Below are 12,575 nucleotides of genomic sequence, written 5' to 3' on the forward strand. Positions count from 1 at the left end.
AACAACTGCCATGACCTCCCCCAACCCGATAGTGCTGTGCACGTATCGCTACGACCCGCTGGACCGTCTGGCTTCGAGCTCGCCTTTGGGGCAGGCTGATGTTCAGCGCTTCTATCAAAAGAACCGTTTGGCAACCGAGATTGAGGGCGCGCTGCAGCGTACGGTTTTTCAGCATGAAGACCTGATATTGGCTCAGCTGCGGTATGCCGATGGCGTAGTGGATACGACACTGCTTGCGACGGATCAGCAACGTTCTGTCCTGCGGCTTGTGGATAAGTCTGGAATTGAGCCTTTGGCGTACAGCGCCTATGGTCATCACCCGGCTGAAAGCGGGTTGACCAGCCTGCTGGGTTTTAATGGCGAGCGGTGTGATCCGGTGACCGGGCATTATCTGCTGGGGAATGGGTATCGGGCTTATAACCCGGTGTTGATGCGGTTCAACAGTCCCGACAGTTTGAGTCCGTTTGATGAGGGCGGGTTGAATGCGTATGGGTATTGTGAAGGAGACCCGGTGGGGTTTAGAGATCCATCGGGGCATGCGCCATATAACGGGCTACTTAGACGGGCACTAAAAAAAGCATACTTGAAATCAGGAGGAGAGAGAAAAAAAATTCCTCGCGGTTTTTTGAGCGCGCGTGGCAAACACTCAAAAGCGCATCGTTCAATGGAGGACAGGCCTTTGCCAGCATCACCCCTGGCATCGACGAACATCCCTCCGCCATCTATGACCTCCGCTCTGCAAGTTTCTGATAAAGGTAGGCCGTCGTTGGCCTTTCCATGCATGACTTGGGAGTATAGGGTGAGAAAGACTAAGGAGTTTCATCATCCAATTGACACGGCTGTGCCCGCGGATTTTTATAAGGCCAAAACCCTTTTGCATTTGCACTATAAAAGACAGGTGGACGTCGAAAAGTTTATCTATTTTCATAATGCCAAACGGGCTGTAAGCGCTGAGAAGTCTATAGCGGCTGGGCCATTGCAGTTTTACGAGAATATCCAGGAGAGAGATATGTATAACTATGAAGTTTATTTGGCAGGTCTGTCCAGGCGGCGCAATAAGGCTACTCCCTCGGCTATACGTAATCATCGTTAGTAACAGTATTGCACTCAGTCTCTACAATCGCGGTCACTGCAGTGGTGATATTTTTCTCTTCACCAAAAACACCGGCAAATACAACCCCAAATAAGCATCAAACACCCGCATCCCTTCCTCAGCCATGCGCGGTGTAATCTCGTCATGTAACTGCACTGACCGCGCATACACCCGATCCCCCAGTTCCATGGCCAGCGCAAACACGTCGACATCGTCCGGCAGTGCGGGCAGCTGGAAGTGGCGGTCAAACACTTCAAGCATCAAGTGACCCAGTTCAATGTCGTGCTGGCGGTCGGCCTGGTTGATTTCGGTCAGGCCGTGCTGGGCGAGGATCAATTGGCGGGCGGCGGCGTCGGCATTGTAGATGGCCAGCATGCGCAGCTCGACGATGCGTGACAGGTCGCGCCAGGTGGTGAGCTGGTCGTGATCGATGGGGGCCTGCAGCGACGCGCGAAAGGCGGCGTGGATGTCGGCGGTCAGTGCTTCAAGCAGCGCGGGGACGCTGGCGAAGAAGTGGTACACCGACGAGGGCGGAATGCCGGCGCGCTCGGCAACGCTGTAGATCGACAGGCTGGCCACTCCTTGTTCGGCAAGCAGCGTGCGCGCGGCGTCGAGAATCGAATCGATTCTGGCCTGGCTGCGTGCTTGAGGTTTGCGAGGCGTGGCGGCGCGTGTCATGGGCGTGGCTCTTGGTTGGGCTGCGGGCATTGTAAGGGATTACAACGGGATGAATCGCTGTCGTTGCCAAACGATTATCGCTCCCACGCTCCGCGTGGTAGCGCAGTTCTGGACGCTCTGCGTCCGATCTTGAACTGGCGGTGCGGTACATAGGTGTGACGCGGAGCTTCATGAACTGCAGTCCACCGGAGCGTGAGAAACGATAGGTGTCCGGGGGCTGCACACCAAACAAAAACGCCGCAAGGCTCAAAGCCTGCGGCGTTTTGTGTTACTCGGCCTCAATCAGACCGTATGCAGATACCAGTTGTACTCGAGGTCGGAGATGGAGTGTTCGAACTCTTCCAGCTCGCTCTCTTTACAGGCCACGAAAATGTCGATGTATTTCGGGTCGATGTACTTGGCCATCACCGGGTTGTCGTCCAGCTCGCGCAGTGCATCACGCAGGTTGTTCGGCAGGCTTTGTTCATGCTGCTCGTAGGAGTTGCCTTCTACCGGGGCGCCAGGCTCGACCTTGTTGACCAGGCCATGGTGCACGCCCGCCAGGACCGAAGCCATGACCAGATACGGGTTGGCATCGGCACCGGCAACGCGGTGTTCGATACGTACCGCATCGGCGGTGCCGGTCGGTACGCGAACGGCGACCGTGCGGTTATCCAGACCCCAGGTCGGCGAGTTGGGCACATAGAACTGCGCACCGAACCGGCGATACGAGTTGACGTTCGGGCACAGGAAGGCCATTTGTGCCGGCAGGGTCTCGAGCACACCGCCGATTGCGTGACGCAATGCGGCGTTCTGCTCGGGATCCTCGCTGGTGAAGATGTTCTTGCCATCGCGATCCAGGATCGAGATGTGAACGTGCAGACCATTACCTGCCTGACCCGGATAGGGCTTGGCCATGAAGGTCGTGTCCATCTCGTGATCGTAGGCGATGTTCTTGATCAGGCGCTTGAGCAATACGGCGTAATCGCACGCCTTGATCGCGTCGGCGACGTGATGCAGGTTGACTTCGAACTGGGCCGGGGCGCTTTCCTTGACGATGGCGTCAGCAGGAATGCCTTGTTCCTTCGCGCCTTCGAGGATGTCCTGAAGGCAATCGACATATTCGTCGAGGTCGTCGATCAGGTAGACCTGTGTCGAATGCGGGCGTTTGCCGGAGATCGGCGAGCGGGGCGGTTGTGGGCGACCGTTCACGTTCTCCTGATCGATCAGGTAGAACTCCAGCTCGAACGCGGCGCAGATGGTCAGGCCCATTTCGTCGAATTTGGCGACGACCTGACGCAATACTTCACGCGGGTCGGCGAAAAACGGATCGCCTTCGAGTTCGTGCATGGTCATCAGCAATTGCGCGGTAGGGCGCTTTTGCCATGGCTCGTTGCACAGGGTGTCGGGGATGGGATAACAGATTCGGTCAGCATCACCGATGTCCAGGCCCAGGCCGGTGCTTTCCACCGTGGAGCCATTGATATCCAGAGCAAATAAAGAGGCAGGCAGGTTGATGCCCTTCTCGTAAACCTTATGGAGGCTGGTGCGTTCGATGCGTTTGCCACGCACCACACCATTCATATCTGCAATCAGAAGGTCAACGTACAGAACCTCAGGATGTTCCTTAAGGAACGCGTTCGCTTCGTTAAGCTGAACGGCACGCGGGGGTACCGACATGATGCAACACCTTTGTTGTTAAAAATATCAATCATCAATGATTGCGGATCTCAGTCAATCCGAAAGCCATGATGAAGTCAATAGAGCCTTTTTTTGCCCTAAAACTGCGCCATATGGGCTTTTTTGCTGCTATTTAGGGCGTTTTATTCCGTTTCTGACCGTTGTTAAATGCGAGCTAGAGCGGCCTGTCTTCTATTTTTAACGGGTTGTTGTATAAAAAAATGAACGAGGCTAAGCTCGATCGCAACCCAGTAGAGCAACAATAGCGGGGGTCCAATGCTTCACCTTTCCCTGGTCGACACGCGACTATCAAGTCCGTACAGCGCTCATCATGCCTGCGATATCGGTGCTCGTGGTGGGTTGCCACACATTGCGACATCCCTGAACGGCCATCGAAGCCAGTCTGCTCTACTCTCAACGCCGGACATTACCACTATAGCGGCTTCGTCAGTGTGACCGCGGCCGTCTGGAAATCCGGTCCCGCAGCTGTCACCTTACCCCTATTCGGCGTCTGCCGAAACGAGTTGTACATCATGACGCCGATGCGTCTGGAACGCCTGATCACGATCAGGACAATAAAACCCTGAGGTATTTATGAGTACCAACCTCGACCAGCTCACCGATTGGTTGAAAGAACACAAGATTACCGAAGTCGAATGCATGATGTCCGACCTCACCGGGATCACGCGCGGCAAGATCTCGCCGACCAACAAGTTCATCGCTGAAAAAGGGATGCGTCTGCCTGAAAGCGTGCTGTTGCAGACGGTGACCGGTGACTACGTAGAGGACGATATCTACTACGAGCTGCTGGACCCGGCAGATATCGACATGATCTGCCGCCCTGACCAGAACGCGGTGTATCTGGTGCCCTGGGCGGTCGAGCCCACTGCGCAGGTGATCCATGACACCTACGACAAGCAAGGCAACCCCATCGAGCTGTCGCCGCGCAACGTGCTGAAGAAGGTCCTCAAGCTCTACGCCGATCAGGGCTGGCAGCCCATCGTGGCGCCGGAGATGGAGTTTTACCTGACCAAGCGCAGCGACGACCCTGACTACCCGCTACAGCCGCCGATCGGCCGCTCCGGGCGTCCGGAAACCGGCCGTCAGTCGTTCTCGATCGAAGCGGCCAACGAGTTCGATCCGCTGTTCGAAGACGTCTATGACTGGTGCGAACTGCAGAACCTCGACCTGGACACGCTGATCCACGAAGACGGCACGGCGCAGATGGAAATCAACTTCCGTCACGGTGATGCGCTGTCGCTGGCCGACCAGATTCTGGTGTTCAAACGCACCATGCGCGAAGCCGCCCTCAAGCACGATGTCGCGGCGACCTTCATGGCCAAGCCGATGACCGGCGAGCCAGGCAGTGCCATGCACCTGCACCAGAGCATCATCGACATCGAGACCGGCAAGAATATCTTCTCCAACGAAGACGGGACCATGAGCGAGCTGTTTCTGAACCACGTCGGTGGCCTGCAGAAGTTCATCCCCGAGCTGTTGCCGCTGTTCGCGCCCAACGTCAACTCGTTCCGGCGCTTTCTGCCTGACACCTCGGCGCCAGTGAACGTCGAGTGGGGCGAAGAAAATCGCACCGTCGGCTTGCGTGTGCCGGACGCCGTACCGCAGAACCGTCGTGTGGAAAACCGTTTGCCGGGTGCCGATGCCAACCCTTATCTGGCCATCGCCGCCAGTCTGCTGTGCGGGTTCATCGGCATGGTCGAAGGCATCAACCCGAGCGCACCGGTGGTCGGACGCGGTTACGAGCGGCGCAATCTGCGTCTGCCGTTGACCATCGAAGACGCGCTGGAGCGCATGGAAAACAGCAAGACCATCGAAAAATACCTGGGCAAGAAATTCATCATCGGTTACGTCGCGGTCAAGCGCGCCGAGCATGAAAACTTCAAGCGCGTGATCAGTTCGTGGGAGCGGGAATTCCTGCTTTTCGCCGTCTGATCACGCAGAGCGCCGCCGCGGTTGAGGCGCGGCGCTCTGCCAACTGACCTGATCAAAGGAAGTGCTGCATGAGTGCCAACAACCCGCAAACCCTCGAATGGCAGGCCCTGAGCAGCGAGCATCACCTGGCACCGTTCAGCGACTACAAACAACTAAAAGAGAAAGGCCCGCGCATCATCACCCGTGCCGAGGGCGTTTATCTGTGGGACAGCGAGGGCAACAAGATCCTCGATGGCATGTCCGGCCTGTGGTGCGTGGCCATCGGTTATGGCCGCGAAGAACTGGCCGACGCAGCCAGCAAACAGATGCGTGAGTTGCCGTACTACAACCTGTTTTTCCAGACCGCTCACCCGCCGGTGCTGGAACTGGCCAAGGCCATTTCCGAGATCGCACCGCAGGGCATGAACCATGTGTTCTTCACCGGCTCAGGCTCTGAAGGCAATGACACGATGCTGCGCATGGTTCGTCACTACTGGGCGCTGAAAGGCCAGCCGAACAAGAAAACCATCATCAGCCGCGTCAATGGCTACCACGGCTCCACCGTTGCCGGTGCCAGTCTGGGTGGCATGACGTACATGCACGAGCAAGGCGACCTGCCGATTCCAGGGGTGGTGCACATTCCCCAGCCCTACTGGTTCGGCGAGGGCGGCGAGATGACGCCGGACGAATTCGGCATCTGGGCTGCCGAGCAACTGGAAAAGAAAATTCTCGAGCTGGGCGTCGAGAACGTCGGTGCGTTCATTGCCGAGCCGATCCAGGGCGCAGGCGGTGTGATCGTCCCACCCGATTCCTACTGGCCGAAGATCAAGGAAATCCTTTCCCGCTACGACATCCTGTTCGCCGCCGATGAGGTGATTTGTGGCTTCGGGCGTACCAGTGAGTGGTTCGGTAGCGATTTTTATGGCCTCAAGCCGGACATGATGACCATCGCCAAAGGACTGACCTCCGGTTACGTACCGATGGGCGGCCTGATCGTGCGCGATGAAATCGTCGCGGTGCTCAATGAGGGCGGCGATTTCAATCATGGCTTTACCTACTCCGGGCACCCTGTGGCGGCCGCAGTCGCGCTGGAAAACATCCGTATCCTGCGCGAAGAGAAGATCGTCGAACGGGTCAGGTCGGAAACGGCACCGTATTTGCAAAAGCGTTTGCGTGAGTTGAGCGATCATCCACTGGTGGGCGAAGTCCGCGGTGTCGGGCTGCTCGGGGCCATCGAACTGGTGAAGGACAAGGCCACCCGCGAGCGCTATACCGACAAGGGCGCGGGAATGATCTGTCGAACCTTCTGCTTCGACAATGGCCTGATCATGCGGGCTGTGGGCGATACCATGATCATTGCGCCACCGCTGGTGATCAGTTTTGCGCAAATCGATGAGCTGGTAGAGAAGGCGCGCAAATGCCTGGATCTGACACTGGCGGTGTTGCAGGGCTGAAAACGCAGAAAAAAGCGTCGATTCAAGCGCAATGTGCATTGTTTGAGGGGCTTCGGCTTGAAAGCCTGCCCAGGAAGTTGCCAGACTAATGGCTACACGCCGCTAACTGACGGTCAGTGATAAAAATACATTGGAGCTACGCATGAAAAAATTTGGCAAGACCCTTCTCGCGCTGTCCCTGATGGGCGTTGTGGCCACTGCTGCGCAGGCCGATGACAAGGTGCTGCACGTCTATAACTGGTCCGATTACATCGCGCCGGACACCGTTGCCAAATTCGAGAAAGAATCGGGCATCAAGGTGGTCTACGACGTTTTCGACAGCAACGAGACGCTTGAAGCCAAATTGCTCGCGGGCAAATCCGGCTATGACATCGTCGTGCCGTCCAACAACTTCCTGGCCAAGCAGATCAAGGCCGGCGTTTATCAGGAGCTGGACAAGTCCAAGCTGCCAAACTGGAAGAACCTCAACGAATCGCTGCTCAAGGCCGTGTCGGTCAGCGACCCGGATAACAAGCACGCATTCCCGTACATGTGGGGTTCGATCGGTATCGGCATCAACCCGGACAAGGTCAAGGCCGCTCTGGGTGCTGACGCGCCAGTCAATTCCTGGGACCTGCTGTTCAAGCCGGAGAACGCTGCCAAGCTGAAATCATGCGGCATCAGCTTCCTCGATTCGCCGACCGAAATGCTGCCGATTGCCCTGCATTACCTGGGCTACCCGACCGATTCTCAGGACAAGAAGCAGCTCGCCGAAGCTGAAGCGCTGTTCATGAAGATTCGTCCGTCGATTGGCTATTTCCACTCGTCCAAGTACATCTCGGACCTGGCCAACGGCAACATCTGTGTAGCGGTCGGATACTCGGGTGATATCTATCAGGCCAAGTCCCGCGCTGCCGAAGCCGGTGGCAAGGTCAAAGTTGCTTACAACATTCCGAAAGAAGGCGCCGGCAGCTTCTACGACATGGTCGCCATTCCCAAGGATGCCGAGAACGTCGAGGGTGCCTACAAGTTCATGACCTTCCTGATGAAGCCGGAAATCATGGCCGAGATCACCAACGCCGTGCGCTTCCCGAACGGTAACGCGGCGGCTACGGCGCTGGTCGACAAAGAAATCACCAGTGACCCTGGCGTTTATCCACCTGCCGACGTACAGGCCAAACTGTATGCAATCGCTGACCTGCCTGCAGCTACGCAGCGAATGCTGACCCGCAGCTGGACCAAGATAAAGTCAGGTAAATAAGCCTGTCATCAAACCTGTGGATGCTGCGTAGCTTCGGCCGCGCAGCAGCCAGCAGACAGGAATATTGCCTAAACCTTTGCTGGTTGGGCTCATAGACGGTAAGTTGCGCGCCGGTTTGGTTTTCCGGACGCCCTCCGGCGCTCAGGCCCCTCTGTTAAAAGGACTCATTCTTTGTCTATTTCTATTCTTTCCAAAGCCTTGCTGGCGGCTGCCGGCCTGACACTGACCCTCAGTGCCCAGGCTGAGTCCACCGTGCATATTTATAACTGGTCCGATTACATCGGCAAGACCACCCTGGCCGACTTCGAAGCCACTACCGGCATCAAGCCGATGTACGACGTGTTCGACTCCAACGAAACCCTGGAAGCCAAGCTGCTGGCCGGACGCACAGGCTATGACGTGGTGGTGCCGTCCAATCACTTCCTCGGCAAGCAGATCAAGGCCGGTGCGTTCCAGAAACTCGACAAGTCGCTGCTGCCCAACTACAAGAATCTTGACCCGGCGCTGCTCAAGCGCCTGGAGAAGAACGATCCGGGTAACCAGTACGCCGTGCCGTACCTGTGGGGTACCAACGGCATCGGTTACAACGTCGAGAAGGTCAAGGCGGCACTGGGCGTCGACAAGATCGACTCCTGGGCCGTGCTGTTCGAGCCGGAGAACATCAAGAAGCTCTCCAGCTGTGGCGTAGCGTTTCTCGACTCTGCCGATGAAATGCTGCCAGCGGTGCTCAACTACATGGGGCTGGACCCCAACAGCACCAAGGAAGCCGATTACAAGAAGGCCGAAGCCAAGCTGCTGGCGATTCGTCCTTACGTGACCTATTTCCACTCGTCCAAATACATCACCGACCTGGCCAATGGCGACATCTGCGTTGCCGCAGGTTTCTCGGGCGATGTGTTCCAGGCCAAGGCTCGTGCAGAAGAAGCGGGCAAGGGCGTGAAGCTCGCGTACAGCATTCCGAAAGAGGGCGGTAACCTGTGGTTCGACATGCTGGCGATCCCGGCGGACTCGAAGAACATCAAGGCGGCCAGTGCCTTCATCAACTACATGCTCGACCCCAAGGTGATCGCCAAGGTCAGCGATGAAGTCGGTTACGCCAACCCCAATCCCGCCTCCGGCGAGTTCATGGACCAGAGCATCCGTACCGATGAAGCGGTTTATCCGCCTCAGGAAGTGCTGGACCGCCTGTTCGTGAACAGCGAGTTGCCACCCAAGGTGCAACGTCTGATGACCCGCAGCTGGACCAAGGTCAAGTCGGGCAAATAAAAATCCAGCACCCGGCCATATGGGCCGGGTTGCCTACCTGTTGGGAGTTTCACCCATGGCAGTTGCCTCCGGCGCCTACAAGAAAGCCATCGAAGGCGGTCAGCAACCCAAAGAGGTGCTGGTCAAGATTGATCGGGTCACGAAAAAGTTCGACGAGACGATCGCGGTGGACGATGTGTCCCTGCAGATCAACAAGGGCGAGATCTTCGCCCTGCTTGGCGGCTCTGGCTCCGGCAAATCGACACTGCTGCGTATGCTGGCCGGGTTCGAACGGCCGACCGAAGGGCGCATCTACCTCGACGGTGTCGACATCACCGACATGCCGCCGTACGAACGCCCGATCAACATGATGTTCCAGTCCTATGCGCTGTTCCCGCACATGACCGTGGCGGACAACATCGCCTTCGGCCTGAAGCAGGACAAGCTGGGCAAGTCGGAAATCGAAGCCCGCGTGGCAGAGATGCTCAAGCTGGTGCAGATGACCCAGTACGCCAAGCGCAAGCCGCATCAGCTCTCCGGCGGTCAGCGTCAGCGTGTGGCCCTGGCCCGTTCGCTGGCGAAAAAGCCCAAGCTGTTGCTGCTCGATGAGCCGATGGGCGCGCTGGACAAGAAACTGCGTTCGCAGATGCAGCTGGAACTGGTGGAGATCATCGAGCGCGTCGGCGTGACCTGCGTGATGGTGACTCACGATCAGGAAGAGGCCATGACCATGGCCGAGCGCATCGCGATCATGCACCTGGGCTGGATCGCGCAGATCGGCAGCCCGATCGACATTTACGAGACTCCGACCAGCCGTCTGGTCTGCGAATTCATTGGCAGCGTCAACCTGTTCGAGGGTGACGTGATCGAAGACATGGAAGCCCATGCGCTGATCCGCAGCCCCGAGCTGGAGCGCAATATCTATGTCGGCCACGGCGTCAGTACGTCGGTGGAAGACAAGCACATCACCTACGCACTGCGTCCGGAGAAACTGCTGATCACCACCGAGCAGCCCGGCTTCGAATACAACTGGTCGCGCGGTAAGGTCCACGACATCGCCTATCTGGGCGGTCATTCGGTGTTCTATGTCGAGCTGCCGGGCGGCAAGCTGGTGCAGTCGTTCGTCGCCAACGCGGAGCGTCAGGGCGCACGGCCTACCTGGGGCGATGAAGTCTACGTCTGGTGGGAAGACGACAGCGGCGTGGTACTGCGCTCATGAAAATGCGGAAGATCAAGCGCGCGTTCGAGCGCATAAAGCCCAACGGGCGGCAGATGGTCATCGGCGTGCCGTTCCTCTGGCTATTCCTGTTCTTTGCTCTGCCGTTTCTGATCGTGCTCAAGATCAGCTTCGCCGAGGCCGACGTCGCGATCCCGCCGTACACCGAAATCTTCAGCTACGCCGACGAAAAGCTGCAGATGGTCCTCAACTTCGCCAACTACACCTTGCTCAGCGGCGATGATTTGTACGTTTCGGCCTATCTGGGCTCGCTGAAGATGGCCTTCATCAGCACCTTGCTGTGCCTGCTGATCGGCTATCCGATGGCCTATGCCATCGCCAGCGCGCGCAAGGACCTGCAAACCGTGCTGTTGCTGCTGATCATGATGCCGACCTGGACGGCAATCCTGATCCGCGTCTACGCCTGGATGGGTATCCTCAGCAACAACGGGCTGCTCAATGCGTTCCTGATGTGGCTGGGGCTGATCGACGCGCCGCTGCAGATCCTCAATACCAACCTGGCGGTGTACATCGGCGTGGTCTATTCCTACCTGCCGTTCATGATCCTGCCGCTGTACGCCAACCTTGTGAAGCACGACACCAGCCTGCTGGAAGCCGCCTCCGATCTGGGCTCGAGCACCTTCAACAGCTTCTGGAAAATCACCGTGCCGCTGTCCAAGAACGGCGTGATCGCCGGCTGCATGCTGGTATTCATTCCGGTGGTGGGCGAGTTCGTGATTCCCGAGCTGCTCGGCGGCCCGGAAACCCTGATGATCGGCCGCGTGCTGTGGCAGGAATTCTTCAACAACCGTGACTGGCCGGTGGCTTCGGCGCTGGCGGTCATCATGCTGCTGGTGTTGATCGTGCCCATTATCCTGTTCAACCGCAGTCAGGCCAAAGAACTGGAGGGCAAGGCATGAACCGCTTTCGATTCTCGAACCTGATGCTGGTGCTGGGTTTGCTGTTCATCTATGCGCCGATGGTGATTCTGGTCATCTACTCGTTCAACGCCTCACAACTGGTGACGGTCTGGGGCGGCTGGTCGGTGAAGTGGTACGTCGGCCTGCTGGACAACTCGCAACTGATGGGCTCGGTGATGCGCTCATTGGAAATCGCCTGCTACACCGCCATTGCTGCGGTGGCGTTGGGGACCATGGCCGCGTTTGTGCTGACCCGCATCAGCCGCTTCAAAGGCCGCACGTTCTTTGGCGGGCTTGTCACAGCTCCTCTGGTAATGCCGGAAGTGATCACCGGTCTGTCGCTGTTGCTGTTGTTCGTGGCCATGGCGCAGTTGATCGGCTGGCCGCAGGAACGCGGCATCATGACCATCTGGATCGCGCACACAACGTTCTGTGCGGCCTACGTGGCGGTGGTGGTGTCGGCGCGCCTGCGTGAGCTGGACCTGTCGATCGAAGAAGCCGCAATGGACCTGGGCGCCCGTCCGTGGAAGGTGTTCTTGCTGATCACCATCCCGATGATCGCGCCATCGCTGGCAGCCGGGGGCATGATGTCCTTCGCGCTGTCGCTGGACGATCTGGTACTCGCCAGCTTCGTCTCCGGACCCGGTTCGACGACCTTGCCGATGGAAGTGTTCTCTGCCGTGCGTCTGGGTGTGAAGCCTGAAATCAATGCCGTGGCGAGCCTGATCTTGCTGGCCGTGTCGCTGGCGACCTTCCTGGTCTGGTTCTTCACCCGCCGCGCCGAAAACAACCGCAAGCGCGCGATCCAGCAAGCTATCGAGGAAAGCGCGGCAGACGCCTGGAAGCAGCCTGATCCGAGGCGTGCACCGGCGGCGTGAAGACCTGATCGTGCGCGATACACAAGTCAGCTCCTGATTCTGCCCTCCGGGCGTGGGAGCGAACTTGTTCGCGAAGATGTTGGTCGCAAGTCCGCTCTTGATTCTGCCCGCAGGGCGTAGGCGAACTTGTTCGCGAAGATGTTGGTCGCAAGTCCGCTCTTGATTCTGCCCGCAGGGCGTGGGAGCGAGCTTGCTCGCGAACTGCCGGGGACCGGCAGCCAAACCAGCGACCTCGGTTGTGCCTGATGTACCGCACGTGA

Annotated in this window: 10 protein-coding genes; 8 read left to right on the plus strand and 2 right to left on the minus strand. The window is 58.0% G+C overall.

All coding sequences use genetic code 11. The annotated features are described in order from the left end of the window. The first annotated feature begins 10 nt into the window (after positions 1–10). Positions 11–1,093 carry an RHS repeat-associated core domain-containing protein gene (locus GE543_RS19350; protein ID WP_153222160.1) on the plus strand — a complete coding sequence of 361 codons (1,083 nt, stop codon included), beginning with the start codon at positions 11–13 and terminating at the stop codon, positions 1,091–1,093. 33 nt (positions 1,094–1,126) lie between these two features. Here GE543_RS19350 and GE543_RS19355 read toward each other — a convergent pair whose 3' ends face one another. Then, positions 1,127–1,771 carry a TetR/AcrR family transcriptional regulator gene (locus GE543_RS19355; RefSeq protein ID WP_024642508.1) on the minus strand — a complete coding sequence of 215 codons (645 nt, stop codon included), beginning with the start codon at positions 1,769–1,771 and terminating at the stop codon, positions 1,127–1,129. 282 nt (positions 1,772–2,053) lie between these two features. Beyond that, a complete protein-coding gene (locus GE543_RS19365; RefSeq protein ID WP_003413528.1) occupies positions 2,054–3,430 on the minus strand; it encodes a glutamine synthetase family protein in 1,377 nt (458 codons plus the stop codon). A 594-nt stretch (positions 3,431–4,024) separates the two neighbouring features. Between GE543_RS19365 and GE543_RS19370 the strand changes: the two genes are divergently transcribed. The 7 genes from GE543_RS19370 (at position 4,025) to GE543_RS19400 (ending at position 12,315) form a co-directional block, all read left to right on the plus strand. Next, entirely contained in the window at positions 4,025–5,383 is a 1,359-nt protein-coding gene (locus tag GE543_RS19370; protein WP_002555767.1) for a glutamine synthetase family protein, read from the plus strand. Positions 5,384–5,451: 68 nt separating this feature from the next. Then, entirely contained in the window at positions 5,452–6,816 is a 1,365-nt protein-coding gene (locus GE543_RS19375; RefSeq protein WP_003413526.1) for an aspartate aminotransferase family protein, read from the plus strand. A gap of 142 nt (positions 6,817–6,958) precedes the next feature. Continuing rightward, complete coding sequence (locus GE543_RS19380) at positions 6,959–8,056, plus strand: polyamine ABC transporter substrate-binding protein (RefSeq protein WP_046235952.1); 1,098 nt, start codon at positions 6,959–6,961, stop codon at positions 8,054–8,056. Between the two features lie 171 nt (positions 8,057–8,227). After that, positions 8,228–9,322 (plus strand): polyamine ABC transporter substrate-binding protein, encoded by a 1,095-nt coding sequence (locus GE543_RS19385; protein ID WP_122233431.1) that lies wholly within the window; start codon positions 8,228–8,230, stop codon positions 9,320–9,322. A gap of 55 nt (positions 9,323–9,377) precedes the next feature. Further along, entirely contained in the window at positions 9,378–10,520 is a 1,143-nt protein-coding gene (potA, locus tag GE543_RS19390; RefSeq protein WP_003420200.1) for a polyamine ABC transporter ATP-binding protein, read from the plus strand. Then, positions 10,517–11,437 (plus strand): ABC transporter permease subunit, encoded by a 921-nt coding sequence (locus GE543_RS19395; protein WP_024650325.1) that lies wholly within the window; start codon positions 10,517–10,519, stop codon positions 11,435–11,437. The genes potA and GE543_RS19395 overlap by 4 nt, the downstream gene beginning before the upstream one ends. Next, a complete protein-coding gene (locus tag GE543_RS19400) occupies positions 11,434–12,315 on the plus strand; it encodes an ABC transporter permease subunit (protein ID WP_003394422.1) in 882 nt (293 codons plus the stop codon). The genes GE543_RS19395 and GE543_RS19400 overlap by 4 nt, the downstream gene beginning before the upstream one ends. Positions 12,316–12,575: the final 260 nt, after the last annotated feature.

This window comes from Pseudomonas sp. SZ57 (assembly GCF_009495975.1).
Taxonomy (GTDB): domain Bacteria; phylum Pseudomonadota; class Gammaproteobacteria; order Pseudomonadales; family Pseudomonadaceae; genus Aquipseudomonas; species Aquipseudomonas syringae.